The following is a 21,277-nucleotide window of genomic DNA, read 5'->3' on the forward strand; positions in this document are numbered from 1 at the left end:
AAGTGGTTTTTATGATTTGTTATTATTTCTTTTGCGCATCTTTGGATCCAGAATCTTTTTGCGGATACGAAGAGACTTCGGGGTCACTTCCAGCAGTTCATCTGTATCAATGAAATCCAGCGCTTCTTCCAGGCTTAAAATCCTTGGAGGAGTCAGCCTTAGTGCCTCATCTGCGCTGGAAGAGCGGGTATTGGTCAGGTGCTTTGTTTTACATACGTTGACTTCGATATCGTCGGTTTTGGCATTCTGACCGATTACCATGCCGGAGTAGACCTTTTCGCCGGGACCGATAAAGAGTGTTCCGCGTTCCTGAGCACTGTACAGTCCGTATGTGACGGATTCCCCTGTCTCGAAGGCGATGAGGGATCCCTGTTTGCGGTACTGGATGTCGCCTTTGTAGGGGGCATAACAGTCAAACGCTGTGTTCAGAATCCCGTTCCCTTTTGTGTCTGTGAGGAAATCGCCGCGGTAGCCGATGAGTCCCCGTGCGGGAATGGAAAATTCCATACGGGTATAGCCGCCGCTGGCAGTGCCCATATTGCGGAGTTCTCCTTTACGCTGTCCCAGTTTTTCAATGACAATACCGGTAAATTCTTCCGGTACATCAATGAATGCAGTTTCCATCGGCTCAAGGAGCTTTCCTTTTTCGTCCTTTTTGTACAGGACCTCTGCCTTGCTGACAGCAAACTCATATCCTTCCCGGCGCATATTCTCTATGAGCACAGAAAGATGGAGCTCGCCCCGGCCGGATACTTTGAATGTGTCCATATTTTCCGTATCCTCCACCCGGAGGCTGACATCTGTATTTAATTCCCGGAACAGACGGTCGCGGATATGTCGGGATGTAACATATTTTCCTTCCTGACCGGCAAAGGGACTGTCGTTTACCATAAACTGCATGGCAATGGTTGGTTCGGAAATTTTCTGGAAGGGAATGGCTACCGGATTTTCCGGGGAACAGATGGTATCGCCGATCGAAAGATCTGAAATACCGGAAATTGCCACAATAGAACCGATGGTAGCTTCCTTCACATCCACTTTGTTCAGACCGTCAAATTCATAGAGCTTGCTGATCCTTACTTTTTCCTGACGCTCCGGGTCGTGAGCGTTTACGACGATCATGTCCTGACCGGTGCGGATCGTGCCGTTATCTACTTTGCCGATACCGATGCGGCCTACATATTCATTATAGTCAATGGTACTGATCAGAACCTGAGTGTCGGCATCCGGATCTCCTTCCGGCGCCGGGATGTAATCCAGGATGGTCTCAAAAAGCGGCACCATATTCTGGGGACCGTCCTCCAGCTCCAGCACGGCATAGCCTGCCTTTGCAGACGCATAGACAAAGGGGCAGTCCAGCTGCTCATCAGAAGCGTCTAGATCGATGAACAGTTCCAGCACTTCATCGATGACTTCAGAAGGGCGGGCCTCAGGACGGTCGATCTTGTTGATGCAGACGATGACAGGGAGCTTCAGTTCCAGGGCCTTTCGCAGCACGAATTTTGTCTGGGGCATAGCTCCTTCGAAAGCATCCACTACCAGGATCACCCCGTTTACCATTTTCAGGACACGTTCCACTTCGCCGCCGAAATCGGCATGTCCGGGTGTGTCGATAATGTTGATCTTTGTTCCCTTATAATAAACAGCAGTATTTTTAGAAAGAATGGTAATTCCACGCTCACGTTCAATATCATTGGAGTCCATGACTCTTTCGGCTACTTCCTGATTTTCGCGGAATACACCGCTTTGTTTGAGCAGCTCATCTACAAGCGTTGTTTTCCCATGATCGACATGGGCGATAATAGCAATATTACGTACATCTTCGCGTTTTGTCTTCATACGAAATCTTCCTTTTCTTTTGATCTATCACATTCTACATTATTTTGTAACTGTTTTAGTTTATCATATTTCCCAAAAAAAACAAGGAATATAGTTCTAATATCTGTTTTTCCCGCATAGATTATGTAGTGACTCTAAAAAGCTTAGAATACGATTCGGAGGAAGGGAGATTTACACGTTATGTCAGATAAGATTATTGAAAACAACCAGGTAACTATTATGGGGCAGATCGCATCAGGATTTACATTCAGCCACACAGTGTTTGGAGAAGGATTCTATATGGTGGATGTGCTGGTGCGTCGTCTTAGCAGCTCGCAGGACCGGATTCCGCTGATGATCTCGGAAAGACTGATGGATGTTACGCAGGATTACACAGGGGAGTTTATTATGGCGACAGGGCAGTTCCGCTCTTACAACAGGCACGATGAACAAAAGAACAGGCTGATATTGTCCGTATTCGTAAGAGAAGTGTCTTTTATTGATGAAGAGTTGGACGGGGCCAAGACGAATACGATCCTGCTGGACGGATATATCTGCAAACTGCCGGTGTACCGCAAAACGCCGCTTGGAAGGGAGATTGCCGATCTTCTTCTGGCAGTCAACAGGCCATATGGGAAATCCGATTATATTCCCTGCATCTGCTGGGGGAGAAATGCCAGATTTGCCTCTTCTTTTGAGGTGGGGGAGCATGTCCAGGTGCTTGGGCGTATACAGAGCAGAGAATACGTAAAACGTCTTTCAGAGACAGAGACAGAAAAGAGAACGGCATATGAAGTGTCGGTAAGTAAACTGGAATGTCTGGAAGATTGACAGACCATGTACCAAACTGCCCTGAAGCAGGCAACGTTCCATTGACATTGCAAATGAATAATGATACACTCCCGAGTTTGACACTTGTGAAAGTAAAAAGCGGCTACAGACCCAGTATTTATGCGGGCTGTAGCCATTCTCTCTTTGGAAACGATTTGTGCTATTTTTTTACTTCTTCTGTTTTGGTGTTTTTTATTATGCTTCGCATGGCTGATTTTGAGATAAATTCATAATCCGTACGAAAGCCAAATGCCTTGTGTAAATCATCCGTCAGATCGGTTCTCTTGTAAGAAGGAATATAGCCGCTTTCTTTTGACAAAAGTGTTACCTGCATAGAACGAAGGGTGCCCAGAATCTCGTTACAGGTATATTTGTTTCCGATTTTTTTCTCAAGCAGTCGGTACACAAGCAGGCTGATATAACATGTAAGGAAATGTGCTTTGATGCGGTCCTCCCGCCTGACATAGACGGGACGTGCTTCAAAATCCGTTTTCATGATTCGGAAGTTTTCTTCAATTTCCCAACGCTGCCTGTTGATTTTTAAGATTTCCCCAACAGCGCCTTCGAGATTTGTTATGACCGCATAAAAACCGTCATACGTTTCTTCTTCAGAAATACGTTCCAAATCCAGGTCATATATGTTTTTGCATGCAACTTCACCCTGTTGTGTTACGGCAGTAGATTTAATAAAACGGGCTGGGTCATTTTGGTTTTTGCCACGTCTTTTTTTGCCCGGCTGTTCCATCATTTTTACAGCGCGTGATATCTGTTGCTCGCGGATCCTTTTCTGGTATGCCTTGTATTTTGGAGAATAGGTTACGATGACGATTTCATCCATGTTTCCATTTACAACAGGTACTTCCTTGTAAAAGATTGTTTCGTAAATATCCGGATCGGATTCATCGAGGGTGGATATATCGATGAACTTATCTGAACCAAGTCTGCGAAACTGTTTTGGATTTAAGGCAATCTGCCGGTCTTCCTCGCGCATCTTCTTTAGAGATTGTGTGATGACATAAGAACGGTTTCCAAAGCTGTTAAATCTTCGGTTTGACTGACTGCCCAGTCCAGCATCTGAACAGAAGATAAATTCGCCGCATGCAAAGTCACGTATTATTTTTGTTTCCAAAGGTTTTAAGGTCGTCTGTTCATTCTGATTTCCCGGGAACACATCAAAAGCAAGGGGAATCCCATCCGCATCCATAAACAACCCCATTGTGACGATGGGATTTGGTCTGTTTTCTTTGCTTTTTCCATACTTTCTAAAATCATCATCCTGCTCGATTTCAAAGTAATAGTTCGTACAGTCATAGTAGAGAATCTTCTGGTTTCTCGGATGTACGAAGTTTGAATTGCGGTACAGCTCCTCCTGGATAAAGTCGGATTCTTCTGCCATAACGGAAAGCGCGCGGTAGATGTTCTGCAGTTCATACTTAGGCGGTTCAAGCAGCGTCTGGCAGTAAGAGTAACTGCCAAGTTTACTGGAAGGTGCGAGGATTCTTGAAAAAATCTGATCCGTAAGGATTGCGCTGAAATTATAAGTGTATTTGTGGCGTTTGGAAATCTTTCGACAAATGGAATCAATTTTTAATTCCGTGCACAGTTTTTGAAGAAACAGATATCCAACCTGAAAGCAGCGTTCTTCATTTTTGGGAATATAAGCGCTTTTTGATAAAGAAACCGTAACGCTGCCTGTTTTAGCGTTGTATTCCATCGTGTCTTTTTCTGCCTCTGATTTTGCCCACGCCATCATAGCATCATAATCTCCGGAGAACTGATCTAAGAGTTCGTTGAGTTTTCCGAGTTTTCTATGGATTTGAGTAGCAGTTTTTCCATTGCTTTTACGGTATGAGCGTTTAATATAGACATCTTTGTTATCTGAATTTCCTGTAAGTGAGATGTACATGTAAAATACCTTCCTTTTCAATATAATCTAATTATAGCACAAAGCGTACAAAAGCGCACGTATTATTTTTAAAAATTTGACAAAAAAATAAGCCATGATTGGCTTAAATAAAGGATTTTTGCGATATGTTGTTAAAAAGAAGTGTCAAACACCCGTGTCGGTAAGTAAACTGGAATGTCTGGAAGATTGACAGACCATGTACCAAACTGCCCTGAAGCAGGCAACGTTCCATTGACATTGCAAATGAATAATGATACACTTTTTAGAAGATATCATTTTTTATTATAGAGGTCAGGAGGAATAGTATGGCTATTTTTACAGGTGCCGGGGTGGCGCTGGTTACACCATTTCATGAAGATGGAAGCGTGAATTTTGACAAACTGGATGAGCTGATCGACTATCACTGCGAGAATGGAACAGACAGTCTGATCATATGCGGAACAACAGGAGAGTCCTCTACTTTATCAGAAGAGGAACATATGGAATGTATTAAATTTGCAGTGGAACGCACGAAAAAACGGCTTCCTGTAATCGCCGGAACAGGTTCCAACGCTACATATACGACCATTGACATGTCAAAAGAGGCAGTGGAATACGGAGTGGACGGACTTTTGATCGTTACTCCCTATTATAATAAAGCAACACAGAAAGGACTGGCTGCACATTATAAGGCTGTAGCGGAAGAAGCCAAGGCGCCGATCATCATGTACAGTGTGGCAAGTCGTACCGGGCTGAACATTGCTCCGGAGACAGCGGCAGAGCTGATCCGCGATGTGGACAATATTGTGGGGATCAAGGAAGCTTCCGGCAATATTGCACAGGTAGCGAAGATCATGTATCTGACAGACGGGAAAGCAGATCTGTATTCCGGAAATGACGACCAGATCGTACCGCTTTTGTCTCTGGGAGGAAAAGGCGTTATTTCTGTGCTCTCTAATGTGGCTCCAAAAGAGACCCATGACATTTGTGCAAAGTTCTTTGCGGGAGATGTGAAAGGAGCCTGTGAACTTCAGCTGAAGGCAATTCCGCTGATCGAGCAGCTTTTCTGTGAAGTGAATCCGATTCCGGTAAAGAAGGCTGTAAATCTGATGGGAATGGAATGCGGAGGACTTCGTATGCCTTTGACAGAGATTTCTCCGGAACATGAAAAAAGTCTGGCACAGGCAATGAAGGATTTTGGAATAAAACTGGCATAAAAGCCAGAGCATGAGTGGTGAGCTGAAAAAAGCTGAATAAAAGGGACAGGATCAAAAGACAGCATGATTTCTGTCCCTTTCACGTATGAAAATAAGTACGTATGAGGATGGAAAGCGGAGGTAAAAGAAAATGGTAAGACTGATTATGCACGGCTGCAATGGGAAAATGGGACAGGTGATCACACGGATGGTCAAAGAAGATCCGGAAGTGGAAATTGTTGCCGGAGTGGACAAATATACCGGGATTTCCAATGATTATCCAGTGTATGATGAGATTGGAAAATGCAGTGTGGAGGCGGATGCGCTGATCGACTTTTCCAATGCGGCGGCAGTAGACGAGCTTCTTGCATACTGCAGAGAGAAGAAACTTCCGGTAGTGCTGTGTACCACAGGACTTTCAGAAGAACAGCTGAAAAAAGTGGAAGAGGCTGCTAAGGAGACGGCGGTTCTGCGCTCGGCCAATATGTCTCTTGGAGTAAATCTTCTTATGAAGATTCTGAAAGACGCAGCCCGTGTGCTTGCCCCGGAAGGCTTTGACATTGAGATTGTGGAAAAGCATCACAACCGGAAGGTGGACGCTCCCAGCGGAACAGCCATTGCCCTGGCGGATTCTGTCAATGACGCTCTTGACGGAGTCTATTCCTATACCTATGACAGAAGCAGGGAGCGGAAGGCAAGAGATTCCCGCGAGATTGGTATCTCGGCAGTGAGAGGCGGCACCATTGTGGGAGAACATGAGGTGATCTTTGCCGGAGAGGACGAGGTGATCGAATTTAAGCATACCGCTTATTCCAAAGCGCTTTTTGCCCGGGGAGCTGTGGCGGCAGCCAAGTATCTGGCGGGAAAACCGGCAGGACGTTATGATATGTCGGATGTAATACAATTTTAAATACATATGAAAATGGGGAGGATGGATATGGAAGAGCTAAAAATGAAGTATCTGGAGAGGCTCTCGGAGTTGTATCCCACAATTGCCAGTGCTTCTACAGAGATCATCAATCTGCAGGCAATCCTGCACCTGCCAAAAGCGACAGAGCATTTTCTGACTGATATTCATGGAGAATATGAGGCTTTTTCGCATGTGCTGAAAAACGGATCGGGATCCATCCGCCGGAAGATCGACGATGTATTTGGGAATACTATGAGTAGCCGGGACAAACAGTCCCTTGCTACTCTTATTTATTATCCCACAGAAAAGATGGATCGGATCAGGCGGGAGGAACCAAACATGGAAGACTGGTACAAGATCACGCTGTACCGGCTGATCGAGGTATGCAAGCGTACTATGAGCAAATATACCCGTTCTAAGGTACGAAAGGCCCTGCCGAAGGATTTCGCTTACGTGATCGAAGAGCTGATCACAGAGAAAGCGGATGTGCTGGATAAAGAATACTATTATAATTCCATTATCAGCACGATTATTGAGACAAGTCGGGCAGAGGAGTTTATTGTGGCTTTAAGCGAAGTGATCCAGAGGCTGACGGTAGATCACCTGCACATTGTGGGAGATATTTATGACAGAGGACCCGGTCCCCATATTATCATGGACAAGCTGATCCGCCATCATTCTGTGGATATTCAATGGGGAAATCATGATGTGCTGTGGATGGGAGCTGCCGCCGGACAGAGGGGGTGTATTGCCAATGTTATCAGAATTTGTGCAAGATACGGAAATCTGGATATTCTGGAAGACGGATATGGCATCAACCTGCTTCCTCTTGCAACATACGCGTTGGAAACCTATGCCGACGACCCCTGCACCTGTTTCGCACTCAAGGGAAGCACAGGATACACGGCAAGGGAAAAAGAGATGGAAGTGAAAATGCATAAGGCTATTTCCATTATCCAGTTCAAGGTGGAAGGGCAGATCATAAAGAAGAATCCGGGATTCAAACTGGAGAAAAGGAATCTCCTCCATCACATTGATTTTGAGAATGGTACGATTGAGCTGGACGGAAAGGTCTATGAACTGCTGGACAAAAACTTCCCGACGATTGATCCGCGCCGTCCTTATGCGCTGACAGAGGAGGAAGAGGATATTATGGACCGCCTGGAACGGGCGTTTCTCGGATGCCAGAAGCTGCAGGAACACATGAGGTTCCTTTTGAATAAGGGCGGACTTTATAAAGTCTACAATCAGAACCTTCTCTATCACGGATGCGTTCCGCTGAATCCGGACGGAAGTCTAAAATCCGTAAGGATTTATGGGAAGGTATATAAGGGGAAAGCTCTTTACGAAGTGCTGGAGAGCTATGTGAGAAAAGGCTTCTTTGCTCTTGACAAGAAAGAGAAGGAGAGAGGCAAAGATATGATGTGGTATATCTGGCTTCATGAAAATTCACCGCTTTTCGGTAAAGATAAGATGGCCACCTTTGAGAGGTATTTTCTGGCCGAGAAAGAAACCCACAAAGAAAAGAAAAATCCTTATTATGAATTTCTGGAAAATGAAGAAGTGGTCGATCGGATTTTGGCGGAATTTGGCCTTCCGGGAGAAGGAACTCACATTGTCAACGGGCATGTGCCGGTGAAGTCAAAAGCAGGGGAAAGTCCTATTAAATGTCAGGGGAAGGTTCTTGTCATAGATGGAGGCTTTTCCAAAGCATATCAAAAAGAGACAGGAATTGCAGGTTATACGCTGATCTATAATTCCTATGGACTTATCCTGGCTGCCCATGAGCCTTTTGAATCTACAGAAGCAGCCATTGAAAAGGAAAGTGATATCCATTCTGACAGCACGATCGTGAAGCGTGTCATTGCAAGAAAGACGGTGGGGGATACCGATATCGGAAGAGAACTGAAAAAGCGTATTGAGGATCTCGCCTGGCTTCTGGAATCCTACAGGGAAGGAATTATTGCAGAAAAAATTTAAGATATGAAAAGATTTTTAGAGTTTTAGAAAAAAATGGAACACAGGAACATGTATAAATTTTTCATAAGCTGCGGATAGTATTCATAGAAAATGAAGAAAGGGAGTACAAACTTATGAAACAGTTAAAAAGAGGAATTTTAATCTTCCTGTGTGTGCTGTCATCCTTTGGAACTCTGGCAGGCTGCGGAAGAAATGAAGAAGATAACGGAGCAGTAAAGGAAGAAAACAGTACTGACAACACGATGAATGATGCTACAGACGGGACGAAAAATGACGGAGCAGCCGAGAATATCGGAGAGGATATCAAGGATGAGGCACAGGACATCGGAGAAGACGTCAGAGATGGAGCAGAAGATATAAAAAATGACGTGGAACAGGGTGCTGAAGATGCCAGAGAGGATATAGAAAACAGTAATAATAATACAAACAGATAAGCGATACCACAGGTGGATTTTCAAGTCTGCCTGTGGTATGATTATTTTTGGAATAATTTGACAATGTTTTTCAATCATTCACCGAAGAAGGGAATGAAGGGAGGCAGATATGAGATTCAGACCGTGCATAGATATACATAACGGCAAAGTAAAGCAGATTGTGGGAGGAAGCCTGAAGGATCATGGAGATAAGGCTGTGGAAAATTTTGTTTCCGGATATGATGCGGCGTTTTATGCAGAGCTTTATAAAAAGGACAATCTGAAAGGAGGGCATGTGATCCTCTTGAATCCGGTTTCATCGGAATATTATGAGAAGAACAGGCAGCAGGCGCTTGCGGCGTTAAAGGTATTTCCCGGAGGTCTGCAGGTAGGAGGGGGCGTTACGGCAGAGAATGCGGCGGAATTTATTGAGGCGGGGGCCAGCCATGTTATTGTGACGTCCTATGTATTCCGGGAAGGGCAGATACAGTGGGATAATCTGGAAAGACTGGTGCACGCTGTAGGAAAGGAGCACATTGTTCTGGATTTAAGCTGCCGGAAAAAAGATGCTTCCTATTATATAGTAACGGACCGATGGCAGACATTTACCAAAATCCAGGTAAATGAAGAGATTTTGTACTGGCTGAAGGAATCCTGCAGTGAATTCCTCGTCCATGGGGTGGATTCGGAAGGAAAAGCGGCCGGTGTGCCGGAAGATCTGGTTGCTCTGCTCTCTAAAATCAGGGGAATCCCCATTACATATGCAGGAGGGATCGGAAGTCTTAAGGATCTGGAACAGTTTCGGCAGATCAGCGGAGGGAACCTGGATTTTACCATTGGAAGCGCCCTGGATTTGTTTGGAGGAACGATTCCCTATGATGCGGTGAAAAATATGTCATGACTGTGAACATTATGAACACTTTATAAATTTGTTGAATTGGATTTGGGATAGTGATAAAATGTGGAATAGAGTAATTTTTTGAATAAGGAGTTAACAACATGGGTTTTATAGAGAAAATATTCGGAACGCACAGTGAACATGAGCTGAAGCGGATCTATCCCATTGTGGATCATATTGAGGCTCTTGAGCCGGAAATGAAGCAGCTTTCTGACAGTGAACTGAAGGACAAGACAAGAGAGTTTAAAGAAAGGCTGGACAAGGGAGAGACTCTGGATGATATTCTGCCGGAGGCTTATGCAGTAGTAAGGGAAGCAGCTTCGCGCGTGCTGGGGATGCGCCATTATCGTGTGCAGCTGATCGGAGGAATTATCCTTCATCAGGGACGTATCGCAGAAATGAAGACAGGTGAAGGTAAGACGCTTGTATCTACACTGCCGGCCTATTTAAATGCACTGACCGGGCAGGGAGTCCATATCGTAACGGTCAATGATTATCTGGCAAAGCGTGATGCGGAGTGGATGGGCCAGGTACATGAGTTCCTGGGACTGAAGGTAGGCGTTGTGCTGAACAGCATGGACAATGATGAACGCCGGGAGGCATATAACTGTGATATTACTTATGTGACAAATAATGAGCTGGGCTTTGATTACTTAAGAGATAATATGGTGATCTATAAAGAACAGCTTGTGCAAAGAGGGCTGAAGTTTGCTATCATTGATGAGGTTGACTCTGTTCTGATCGATGAAGCCAGAACTCCTCTTATTATCTCCGGGCAGAGCGGTAAGTCTACAAAGCTCTATGAGGCCTGCGATATTCTGGCAAGACAGATGGAAAGAGGAGAAGCCAGCGGTGAGTTTTCCAAGATCAATGCCATTATGGGCGAGGAGATTGAGGAGACAGGAGACTTTATTGTCAATGAGAAAGAAAAGACGGTCAACCTTACAGAAGACGGTGTGAAGAAGGTAGAGAAATTCTTCCACATTGATAATCTTGCAGATCCGGAAAATCTGGAGATTCAGCATAATATTATTCTGGCTCTCCGTGCCCACAACCTGATGTTCCGCGACCAGGATTATGTGGTGAAGGATGACGAAGTTCTGATCGTCGATGAGTTTACGGGACGTATCATGCCCGGAAGAAGATATTCTGACGGTCTTCATCAGGCAATTGAGGCCAAGGAGGGCGTGAAAGTAAAAAGGGAGAGCAAAACTCTTGCAACGATCACGTTCCAGAATCTGTTTAATAAATATGAGAAAAAGAGCGGTATGACAGGTACGGCGTTGACAGAGGAGAAGGAGTTCCGTGAGATCTACGGCATGGATGTTGTAGAAATCCCGACGAATGTACCGGTGATCCGTGTGGATATGGAAGATGCTGTATATAAGACCCAGAAAGAAAAATTCCGGGCTGTGTGTGATGAAGTGGAGAAGGCTCATGCAAAGGGACAGCCGGTTCTGGTAGGTACGATCACTATTGATGTGTCAGAGCTTTTAAGTGGAATGCTGAAAAAGAGGGGGATTAAGCATAACGTCCTCAATGCCAAGTTCCACGAGATGGAAGCAGAGATCGTTGCACAGGCAGGACAGCATGGAGCAGTCACCATTGCTACAAACATGGCAGGCCGTGGTACCGACATCAAGCTGGATGATGAAGCAAGAGAAGCTGGCGGGCTGAAGATCATCGGTACCGAGCGCCATGAATCCAGACGTATTGACAACCAGCTGCGCGGACGAAGCGGACGTCAGGGAGACCCGGGAGAGTCCAGATTTTATATTTCCCTGGAAGATGATCTGATGCGCCTGTTCGGTTCGGAACGTCTGATGAATGTATTCAACGCCCTTGGTGTTGAGGATGGTGAACAGATTGAACATAAGATGCTTTCAGGCGCCATTGAGAAGGCACAGGAGAAAATAGAGAATAATAACTTTGGAATCCGTAAAAATCTTCTGGAATATGATCAGGTTATGAATGAACAAAGAGAGATCATATACGAAGAGAGAAGAAGAGTTCTGGATGGAGAGAGCATGCGGGATTCCATCTATCATATGATCAGTGAATATGTGGAAAATCTGGTGGACAAGGAAATTTCAGCAGACCAGGAGCCGGAAGACTGGGATCTGACGGAATTGAATGTAAGCCTTCGCGGAAGCATTCCTATGATGGAGCCTGTTTCACCGGAGGATGTCAAAGACATGTCCCAGAAGAAGCTGAAACATTTCCTGAAAGAAAAAGCAGTAAAAGCATATGAAATGAAGGAAGCGGAATTTCCGGAGCCGGAGCATCTCCGCGAGATTGAGCGGGTCGTGCTTCTGAAGGTGATTGACGCCAAATGGATGGATCACATTGACGATATGGATCAGCTTCGCCAGGGAATCGGTCTGCAGGCCTACGGTCAGAGAAATCCCAAGGTGGAATACAAAATGCTGGGTTATGATATGTTCGATGAGATGACAAAATCCATCACCGCAGATACAGTTCGTACGCTGTTCCACATCAAGCTGGAACAGAAGGTGGAAAGAGAGCAGGTTGCCAAGGTGACTGGAACCAATAAGGATGATACTGCAGTGAATGCACCGAAGAAGCGCACGGAGAAGAAAATTTATCCCAATGATCCGTGCCCGTGCGGAAGCGGAAAAAAATACAAGCAGTGCTGCGGAAGGAAAAAGGCATAGAGAGCGCTGCGAATCAGTTGAAAATGAAAGAGGTGAAAGTAAGTGGTCGAGCTGGATCAGTATAAAAGCATTATCAGCTCCTATGAAGAACCTCTTGCCGGAATGAGGGATTCACTTTGACATCTCCGGCAAGGAAAAACGGGTAGAAGAACTGGAGCGAAAGCTGGAGGAACCAGGTTTCTGGGATGATGCAGAGCATTCACAGAAAATTATGAAAGAATTAAAAGAGCTGAAAGATCAGCTGGATACCATGAAACATCTGCAGGGAACATGGGAAGACATCCAGGTTCTGATCGAAATGGCTCATGAAGAAAATGATGAGTCCATGGTGGAGGAGATCGAAAAGGAAATCTCACAGTTTGAGGAAGCTTTTGAATCTCTTAGGATACAGACGCTGCTCTCGGGAGAATATGACGCATGCAATGCCATTGTGACTCTGCATGCCGGTGCCGGCGGGACGGAGTCCTGCGACTGGACCAGCATGCTTTACCGGATGTATACAAGATGGGCAGAAAGGAAAGGATTTTCCATACAGGTACTGGACTATCTGGACGGAGATATTGCAGGTATTAAAAATGTCACCTTTGAGGTGAATGGAACCAATGCTTATGGTTATTTGAAGTCGGAAAAAGGCGTGCACCGCCTTGTCAGGATCTCGCCTTTCAATTCTGCCGGAAAGCGCCAGACATCTTTTGCATCCTGTGATGTGATCCCGGACATGGAAGATAATACGGGTGATATTGAAGTGCCGGAGGATGAGCTGAAGATCGATACCTACCGTGCCAGCGGTGCGGGAGGTCAGCATGTCAATAAGACATCTTCGGCTATCCGTATTACCCACCTGCCTACAGGGATCGTGGTGCAGTGCCAGAATGAGAGGTCGCAGCATCACAACAAGGATAAAGCCATGCAGATGCTGAAAGCCAAGCTGAAACTTCTGAAGGAACAGGAGCAGGCGGAAAAGGTGTCGGATATCCGCGGTGAGATAAAGGAAATTGGATTTGGAAATCAGATCCGTTCTTATGTGATGCAGCCTTATACGCTGGTGAAAGATCACAGAACAGGAGAAGAGAGCGGAAATGTGACTGCTGTGTTGGACGGTGCATTGGATCCTTTTATGAATGCATATCTTAGCAGTCAGAACCAATAGAGGAAGAAAGGGGAAAAGGATGATAAAGATAGCAGTACTGGGATACGGGACAGTAGGTTCCGGAGTAGTGGAAGTAATCCGTACAAATGAAAAAGTGATTGACCAGAGAGTCGGAGAAGAGCTTCGGATCAAATATGTTCTGGATCTTAGAGATTTTCCCGGTGATCCGGTACAGGATATCATTACCCACAATTTTGAAGATATCCTTAAGGATGAGGAAGTGAAGATCGTTGTAGAAGTGATGGGAGGCATTGAGCCGGCATATACATTTGTAAGGCAGAGCCTGGAAGCGGGAAAAAGCGTTGCTACCTCCAATAAAGCCCTGGTGGCAAAACACGGAGCTTCTCTTCTGAAACTTGCCAAAGAAAAAAATGTAAACTTCCTGTTTGAGGCCAGTGTGGGAGGAGGAATCCCGATCCTGCGTCCGCTTCACTCGTCTCTGACCGGAGATGTCATCGAGGAGATTACAGGAATCCTTAACGGAACAACAAACTATATGCTGACGAAAATGTTCTATGAGGGAGCAGATTACGAAGAAGTGTTGAAGGAAGCGCAGGATAACGGCTATGCGGAGCGCAATCCGGAGGCAGATGTGGAAGGCTACGATGCCTGCCGTAAAATTGCGATCCTTTCTTCGATCATATCCGGACAGCAGGTTGATTTTGAAGATATTTACTGTGAGGGAATTACAAAGATCACAGTAGAAGATATGAAGTATGCAAAAGCGATGGGAATGACCATTAAGCTTCTTGCCTCCTGCAAGAGAGACGGAGAGAAGTTAAACGCTATGGTGGCGCCTTTCCTCCTTCACAGAGAGCATCCGCTTTTTTCTATCAACGGAGTGTTTAATTCTATCTTTGTTCATGGAAATATGCTGGGCGACGCCATGTTTTACGGAAGCGGTGCAGGGAAACTGCCGACTGCCAGCGCGGTAGTGGGAGACATTGTGGAGGAAGCAAAACACCTGAACCGAAACCTGGGCGTAGGCTGGAGCGAAGAGAAGCTTGCACTGGAAGATAAAAAAGATGTAAAACGCCGTTTCTTCGTACGTATGAAAGGGAAAAAAGAAGACTTTGAAGAAAAGCTGACAGAGGAATTTGGTATGCTTCAATATGCGAAGGCAGAGGGAGTGGAAGGAGAATTTGGCTTTCTGACCCCGGTCATGCCGGAAGGAGAATACGAGAAAAAAGCGGAAACGTTCCGGGACAGTATTCTCGGAATGATCCGAGTGGAAGAGTAAAAGAGCAGAAAGGGGAAACAGATGAAATATATTGTTGTTTTGAGTGATGGAATGGCCGGCAGACCTCTTGAGGAGCTGAATGGAAAGACGACATTGGAAGCAGCCGATACTCCGGTGATGGATCGTCTGGCAAAAACTGCAGAGATCGGAACTGCAGCCATGGTTCCTTCCGGAATGGCTCCGGGCAGTGATACGGCGAATCTGTCCGTCCTGGGATATGACCCAGACATATATTACACTGGAAGATCTCCCCTGGAAGCTTTAAGTATCGGTGTCAATATGGAGAAGACAGATGTTTCGTTCCGATGTAATCTGGTGACTCTCACAGAAGAAGAGCCTTATGAGGATAAGAAAATCCTGGATCACAGTTCCGGTGAGATCAGTACCAAGGATGCGGGAATCCTTCTGGATGCTCTGCGGGAAGGACTGAAAAAGGAAGGGTATGAATTTTTCCGGGGAACAAGTTACCGGCATCTTCTGATCTGGAAACAGGGGCAGGTCTTGGATCTTACGCCGCCCCATGATATCCTTACAAAGCGGATTGGAGAATATCTTCCCAAGGATCCGGTTCTGCGTAAGATGATGGAGAAAAGTTACGATATTTTATCCGGGCACCCAATCAATCAGGAAAGATGCAGGCAGGGATTGCATCCGGCCAATTCTGCCTGGTTCTGGGGAGCCGGGACCCGCCCGTCTCTGACGTCCTTTTATGAAAAGACAGGAAAAAGAGGCGTGATGATATCGGCGGTCGATCTGCTGAAAGGCCTTGCTGTAGGGGCGCAGATGGATAACGTTGTTGTAGAGGGGGCCAATGGAGGGCTTCACACCAACTATGAAGGCAAAGCAGATGCGGCGGTCAATGCTCTGACAAAAGACGGCTATGATTTTGCCTATGTCCATGTGGAAGCGCCTGACGAGATGGGGCATCAGGGAGATACAAAGGCGAAGATAGAAGCGATTGAAAATGTAGACAAAAGAGTGCTGGGAAGAATTGTGGAGGGAATGGAAAGATCCGGAGAGGATTTCCGTATTATGATCCTTCCCGATCATCCGACGCCGATCGAGGTACGTACCCATACAGGAGACGCAGTTCCGTACCTGATCTATGACAGCCGGGAAACAGCCGGGGGTATTCATACATACAGTGAGAGGGCGGCAGCGGACAGCGCGTTTGTCTGGCCGGAAGGATACCGGCTGATGGCACATTTTCTGGAGCTGGATTAAAGTAAAGGATGAAGGAGAAACAGGAGGGACTATGTTAATTGTAAAGAAGTTCGGCGGTTCGTCCGTCGCAGACAGAGAAAGGATATATAATGTGGCAAAACGCTGCATTGAGGACTACAGGAAGGGGCATGATGTGGTAGTTGTACTCTCGGCCATGGGAGACACCACAGATGATCTGATCGCCCTTGCCCAGTCCATTAATCCGGAACCGAAAAAAAGAGAGCTTGACATGCTTATGACAACAGGAGAGCAGGTGTCTGTTTCTCTGATGGCAATGGCTATGCATGCAATGGACGTTCCGGCGGTTTCACTGAATGCATTTCAGGTAAAAATGAATTCCACTTCCCGTTATGGAAATGCCAGGTTTAAGTCTATAGACAAAAAGAGGATCCTGCATGAGTTGGATTCCCGGAAAATCGTAATTGTGACAGGATTCCAGGGAGTGAACAAATACGAAGATATTACCACGCTGGGAAGGGGAGGTTCTGATACAACAGCGGTTGCCCTGGCGGCAGTCCTCAACGCAGACCTGTGTGAGATTTATACCGATGTGGACGGAGTCTATACGGCAGACCCCAGAGTGGTGAAAAATGCAAGGAAGCTGGAGGCGATCACTTATGATGAGATGCTGGAGCTTGCTACATGCGGAGCAAAGGTTCTGCATAACCGTTCTGTGGAAATGGCGAAAAAATACGGGGTTGAACTGGTAGTAAGGTCCAGTCTGAACCGCAGTGAAGGAACAATTATTAAGGAGACAGTAAAGATGGAAAAAATGTTGATTACAGGCGTAGCCGGTGACAAAAATACTGCAAGGATCTCGGTGATGGGAGTAGAAGATAAGCCGGGGATCGCATTCCGGATCTTCAATACACTTGCGAAAAACAATATTAATGTGGATATCATTCTGCAGTCTGTAGGGAGAGAGGGGACAAAAGATATTTCCTTTACAGTTGCCCAGGATGAGTTGAAACGTGCTCTGGAAATTCTGGAAGAACACAAAGAAGCGCTGACTATTCAGGAGATCAGCTATAATGAAAAAGTTGCGAAGATTTCTGTAGTAGGTGCGGGAATGATGACGAATCCGGGAGTTGCCGCGAAGATGTTCGAATCTCTTTACAATTCCCGAATTAATATCAGTATGATCTCAACTTCAGAGATCAGAATTACCGTTCTGATCGATGAGAAGGATATTGACGAAGCTATGAATGCGGTTCATGACGGATTTGCTCTTGCGCTTGTGGAGTAAGAGCGAAGCCGTATGGCTGTGATCAGGAAGGATCAGACTTTTTTAGAACGTGAATCTATGAAGCCGAGAGCGATCTGCCGGTCTTCAGGAGCAAGGGTGCGGAATTTAGAAATAAATTCCGTTTCTTCTTTTGTCAGATAAATCCTGTTCTCTGTTGCCCGGTCAACGCCAAGACGGAAGAAATTCTTATCTTCCTGGATCTGTACAGAATGGTCTGACTCCATGAAGGAAGAGAGCTCTCTGCTGACAAGGTCATCAAGAGAGAGGTGATACAGGCTTGCAAGACGGATCAGAGAATCCAGATCCGGCGAACGTTTCAGATTTTCATAGTTGGAATAAGCCTGTCTGGAGATATTGAGAAAAGCACCCAGATCGTCCTGGGTGAGCCCGTACGCTAAGCGCAGATATTTGAGATTTCGTGCAAGTTGAATGTTGGGCATTGCTATACCTCCGTTTTAAAGTATCTTTAGTATAGCAATTAACCTGACAAATGGGGCGTTATGCAACAAAACGAAAAATAAAGTGAAAAAGCAACAAAATGTTGCAAATATTATTTTTCTGTTTTGCTTAAGGTACTGTTGTGGTAAAGAGAGGAAAAAGTGACATCCTCACCGAACCAGGACGGCGGCTGGAAGTTTTCTGCCATTTCCTCGGAAGGAAATTCTACTTCAGCCAGAATGAGAGGGGAAAGGTCATCCTGAAAGACATCCAGTTCTATGAAAAGGTTGTTGTCTATAGGAATGACATGGCGGAATTTACGAATGAGCCTTCCGTCGATTTTTGACCGCAGATGTTCATAGGCACTGGAAGTGAGAGGAAGATTGTATTCCTCCCGCACCATGAGGCCTTTTGATTTATAGGTGAGGAAGAAACTGTCATCATCCCGGCGGATGCGTACAACGGGATCCGTGCAAAGGTATCCTTGCTCAATGCGCCTCGTTTTTATGATATTCAGATCAGACGGAATTTCCGGGATCAGATATTTTTTCTCGATTTCCATATATGTCTCCTTTTTGATTTTCTTGTGAGTTGCCGTGAACTGTAACTATCATAATCCATAAAAAGACAGTTGTAAATAAATTGCTTTTTCAGAAGCAGTCTGATACTATAAATGCAGAAGATAAAAGGAGGAATCACTATGAAAAAAGCGGCGGTGTTACTGGCGGATGGTTTTGAGGAAATTGAAGCGCTCACAGCAGTAGATCTGCTTCGGCGTGCAAGGATATATGTGGATACCGTATCCATTTCAGACGACTATATGGTCCATGGAGCTCATGGCATCAATGTGCAGACAGAAGATCTGTTCGAGGAAGTAAACTTCGCTGAATTTGACATGATCATTCTGCCCGGGGGAATGCCGGGAACAAAGAACCTGGAAGAGCATAAGGGAGTACTAAGAGTAGTAAAGGATTTCCACGAAAATGGAAAATATATAGGGGCGATATGTGCCGCACCGGGAATACTGGGCGCAATGGGCATTTTGAAAGGAAAGAGAGCTGCCTGCTATCCGTCAGTGGAAGAGAGACTTTCCGGGGCTGTTATCATGAAAGTTCCGGTTATTCAGGATGGAAATATCATCACCAGCCGGGGGATGGGAACAGCGATTGATTTCGCTTTGAAGCTGATCGAGGTTCTTACAGATAAACTGAAGGCGGAGGAGATAGCGGACTCCATTATTTATCTAAAATAGAGTCTAGCCATTTTACATAGTTTGTGTTATACTCTATGAATGAGTGTAAAGCTGAAGAGCCTGCAAAATATGCGGCGCCAGACCGTATAAAAAGAGCAGGATAGAAACAGGAGGAAATGATTCATGAGTTTACAGGTAGAGAAACTGGAAAAAAACATGGCGAAACTTACAATTGAAGTTTCTGCAGATGATTTAGAAAAAGCGCTTCAGAGTGCGTATAACAGACAGAAATCCAAGATCAGCATCCCGGGATTCCGGAAAGGAAAAGTACCGCGCCAGATGGTAGAGAAAATGTATGGCGCAGAGATTTTCTACGATGACGCTGCAAACGCCCTTCTTCCAAAGGCTTATTCTGAAGCCTATGACGAGTGTGGTCTGGATATTGTTTCCCAGCCAAAGATTGACATTGTACAGATCGAAAAAGGGAAACCGTTTATTTTTACAGCGGAAGTGGCAACAAAGCCGGAGGTAACTCTTGGAGAATATAAAGGGCTGAAGGTTGATAAGGTTTCCAATCGCGTGACACAGAAGGAAATTGATGCAAAACTGCAGGAAGAGGCAGAGAAAAACGCAAGAACAATTACAGTAGAAGACCGGCCGGTACAGGACGGAGACGAAGTAATCCTGGATTTTGAAGGATTTGTTGACGGAGAAGCGTTTGAGGGAGGAAAAGGAGAAAATTATCCTCTGACAATCGGATCCGGTTCCTTTATTCCGGGATTTGAGGAGCAGCTTATCGGAGTAGAATCCGGCAAGGAGACAGAAGTCAATGTAACATTCCCGGAGGACTACCATGCAGAAGATCTGAAGGGAAAGGCTGCTGTATTCAAATGCACGATTCATGAGATCAAGGCAAAAGAGCTGCCGGAGATCGATGATGAATTTGCAGCAGAAGTTTCCGAATTTGATACATTAGATGAATATAAGGCTGATATCAAAGCAAAGATCAAAGAACAGAAGGAAAAGGAAGGAAAATCCAAACAGGAAGATCAGGCTGTAGAACAGGCTATTGCAAATGCTTCCATGGAGATTCCGGATGCGATGATCGATACACAGGCAAGACAGATGCTGGATGATTTCTCACAGAGAATGGCACAGCAGGGACTTACCATCGAGCAGTACTATCAGTTTACAGGATCAAGCGCAGAGAAGATGATGGAAGATCTGAAGCCGCAGGCAGTAAAACGGATCCAGACACGTCTTGTTCTGGAAGCAATTGCGAAAGCAGAGAATATTGAGATCAGCGATGAAAAGCTGGACGAAGAGATTGCAAAAATGGCGGAAGCCTATAAGATGGAAGCTGACAAGCTGAAAGAATACATGGGCGAAGCAGAAAAGAAACAGATGAAAGAAGATATGGCTGTACAGGAGGCAGTAACCTTCCTGGTAGAAAACGCAGTGACAGAATAATACATTGCGGCAGACAGTAAAAAATAGGAGGAATTTACATGAGCTTAGTACCTTATGTCATTGAACAGACCAGCCGTGGAGAGCGTTCCTACGACATTTATTCCAGATTGCTGAAAGACAGGATCATCTTCCTTGGGGAAGAGGTGACAGATGTATCTGCAAGTGTGATCGTTGCGCAGCTTATGTTTCTGGAAGCAGAGGATCCGGAGAAAGATATCCATTTGTATATCAACAGTCCGGGCGGTTCTGTTACAGCAGGAATGGCAATTTATGATACAATGCAGTACATCAAATGCGATGTGTGCACATATTGCATTGGTATGGCGGCAAGTATGGGTTCTTTTCTCCTTGCAGGAGGCGCAAAGGGAAAAAGATTTGCCCTGCCTCATGCGGAAATTATGATTCATCAGCCGTCTGGCGGAGCACAGGGCCAGGCGACAGAAATCCAGATTGCAGCGGAGCATATTTTAAAAACCCGTGAAAATCTGAATCAGATCCTGGCAGAGAATACAGGACAGCCGATTGAAGTCATCCGTGTGGACACAGAGAGGGATAATTTTATGTCCGCAGAGGAGGCAAAGGCATATGGGCTGGTAGATGAAATTATCGCAAGCCGTAAATAGAACAGGGGGATAGGCATGCCGGGGATATCTCCCCTGGTCTGCCTGTCCTTTGTTTGTCTTAGAAAGAAATAGTTGAAGAGGTGAAGAG

General features: G+C 45.5%; 18 protein-coding genes. 14 read left to right on the top strand and 4 right to left on the bottom strand.

Annotation, left to right across the window (positions count from 1 at the left end; all coding sequences use genetic code 11):
* Positions 1-9: 9 nt before the first annotated feature.
* A complete protein-coding gene (typA, locus tag EUBC25_RS11385) occupies positions 10-1,839 on the bottom strand; it encodes a translational GTPase TypA (protein ID WP_230105599.1) in 1,830 nt (609 codons plus the stop codon).
* 180 nt (positions 1,840-2,019) lie between these two features.
* On the opposite strand from typA, the gene EUBC25_RS11390 reads away from it, so the two are divergent.
* Positions 2,020-2,649 (top strand): single-stranded DNA-binding protein, encoded by a 630-nt coding sequence (locus tag EUBC25_RS11390; protein WP_230105600.1) that lies wholly within the window; start codon positions 2,020-2,022, stop codon positions 2,647-2,649.
* A gap of 160 nt (positions 2,650-2,809) precedes the next feature.
* Here EUBC25_RS11390 and EUBC25_RS11395 read toward each other — a convergent pair whose 3' ends face one another.
* Positions 2,810-4,555 carry an IS1634 family transposase gene (locus EUBC25_RS11395; RefSeq protein WP_230105039.1) on the bottom strand — a complete coding sequence of 582 codons (1,746 nt, stop codon included), beginning with the start codon at positions 4,553-4,555 and terminating at the stop codon, positions 2,810-2,812.
* Positions 4,556-4,860: 305 nt separating this feature from the next.
* Here EUBC25_RS11395 and dapA point away from each other — a divergent pair, with 305 nt between their 5' ends.
* From dapA to EUBC25_RS11445, 10 genes are all read left to right on the top strand, one after another.
* Entirely contained in the window at positions 4,861-5,751 is an 891-nt protein-coding gene (gene dapA, locus EUBC25_RS11400) for a 4-hydroxy-tetrahydrodipicolinate synthase (protein WP_230105601.1), read from the top strand.
* Positions 5,752-5,881: 130 nt separating this feature from the next.
* On the top strand, positions 5,882-6,640 hold the full coding sequence (dapB, locus tag EUBC25_RS11405) for a 4-hydroxy-tetrahydrodipicolinate reductase (RefSeq protein ID WP_230105602.1): 759 nt from the start codon (positions 5,882-5,884) through the stop codon (positions 6,638-6,640).
* Between the two features lie 27 nt (positions 6,641-6,667).
* Positions 6,668-8,620: a fructose-1,6-bisphosphatase gene (locus EUBC25_RS11410; protein ID WP_230105603.1), complete on the top strand. Its 1,953-nt coding sequence runs from the start codon at positions 6,668-6,670 to the stop codon at positions 8,618-8,620.
* 113 nt (positions 8,621-8,733) lie between these two features.
* Complete coding sequence (locus tag EUBC25_RS11415; protein WP_230105604.1) at positions 8,734-9,054, top strand: hypothetical protein; 321 nt, start codon at positions 8,734-8,736, stop codon at positions 9,052-9,054.
* A 109-nt stretch (positions 9,055-9,163) separates the two neighbouring features.
* Positions 9,164-9,934, top strand: coding sequence for a phosphoribosylformimino-5-aminoimidazole carboxamide ribotide isomerase (hisA, locus tag EUBC25_RS11420; RefSeq protein ID WP_230105605.1), 771 nt, complete (start codon positions 9,164-9,166; stop codon positions 9,932-9,934).
* 98 nt (positions 9,935-10,032) lie between these two features.
* A complete protein-coding gene (gene secA / locus EUBC25_RS11425; protein ID WP_230105606.1) occupies positions 10,033-12,606 on the top strand; it encodes a preprotein translocase subunit SecA in 2,574 nt (857 codons plus the stop codon).
* A gap of 42 nt (positions 12,607-12,648) precedes the next feature.
* Positions 12,649-13,756, top strand: a protein-coding gene (gene prfB, locus EUBC25_RS11430) for a peptide chain release factor 2 (RefSeq protein WP_230105607.1) whose coding sequence is annotated in 2 segments (ribosomal slippage) — positions 12,649-12,723 and positions 12,725-13,756 — 1,107 coding nt in all. Because the reading frame shifts where the segments join, the coding sequence is not laid out codon by codon here.
* Between the two features lie 19 nt (positions 13,757-13,775).
* Entirely contained in the window at positions 13,776-14,996 is a 1,221-nt protein-coding gene (locus tag EUBC25_RS11435) for a homoserine dehydrogenase (protein WP_230105608.1), read from the top strand.
* Between the two features lie 21 nt (positions 14,997-15,017).
* Complete coding sequence (locus tag EUBC25_RS11440; protein ID WP_230105609.1) at positions 15,018-16,220, top strand: cofactor-independent phosphoglycerate mutase; 1,203 nt, start codon at positions 15,018-15,020, stop codon at positions 16,218-16,220.
* 31 nt (positions 16,221-16,251) lie between these two features.
* Positions 16,252-17,466 carry an aspartate kinase gene (locus EUBC25_RS11445; RefSeq protein WP_230105610.1) on the top strand — a complete coding sequence of 405 codons (1,215 nt, stop codon included), beginning with the start codon at positions 16,252-16,254 and terminating at the stop codon, positions 17,464-17,466.
* A gap of 32 nt (positions 17,467-17,498) precedes the next feature.
* Here the strand turns inward: EUBC25_RS11445 and EUBC25_RS11450 are convergent, their stop codons facing one another.
* Positions 17,499-17,906 carry a helix-turn-helix transcriptional regulator gene (locus tag EUBC25_RS11450; RefSeq protein WP_230105611.1) on the bottom strand — a complete coding sequence of 136 codons (408 nt, stop codon included), beginning with the start codon at positions 17,904-17,906 and terminating at the stop codon, positions 17,499-17,501.
* Between the two features lie 110 nt (positions 17,907-18,016).
* Entirely contained in the window at positions 18,017-18,466 is a 450-nt protein-coding gene (locus tag EUBC25_RS11455) for a CYTH domain-containing protein (protein WP_230105612.1), read from the bottom strand.
* 138 nt (positions 18,467-18,604) lie between these two features.
* Here EUBC25_RS11455 and EUBC25_RS11460 point away from each other — a divergent pair, with 138 nt between their 5' ends.
* From EUBC25_RS11460 to clpP, 3 genes are all read left to right on the top strand, one after another.
* A complete protein-coding gene (locus EUBC25_RS11460) occupies positions 18,605-19,156 on the top strand; it encodes a DJ-1 family glyoxalase III (protein ID WP_230105613.1) in 552 nt (183 codons plus the stop codon).
* A 123-nt stretch (positions 19,157-19,279) separates the two neighbouring features.
* Positions 19,280-20,566 (top strand): trigger factor, encoded by a 1,287-nt coding sequence (gene tig / locus EUBC25_RS11465; protein ID WP_230105614.1) that lies wholly within the window; start codon positions 19,280-19,282, stop codon positions 20,564-20,566.
* Positions 20,567-20,604: 38 nt separating this feature from the next.
* A complete protein-coding gene (gene clpP / locus EUBC25_RS11470; RefSeq protein WP_230105615.1) occupies positions 20,605-21,189 on the top strand; it encodes an ATP-dependent Clp endopeptidase proteolytic subunit ClpP in 585 nt (194 codons plus the stop codon).
* The last annotated feature ends 88 nt before the right edge of the window (positions 21,190-21,277 follow it).

The sequence above is a fragment of the Claveliimonas bilis genome (assembly GCF_020892095.1).
GTDB classification, from domain to species: domain Bacteria; phylum Bacillota; class Clostridia; order Lachnospirales; family Lachnospiraceae; genus Claveliimonas; species Claveliimonas bilis.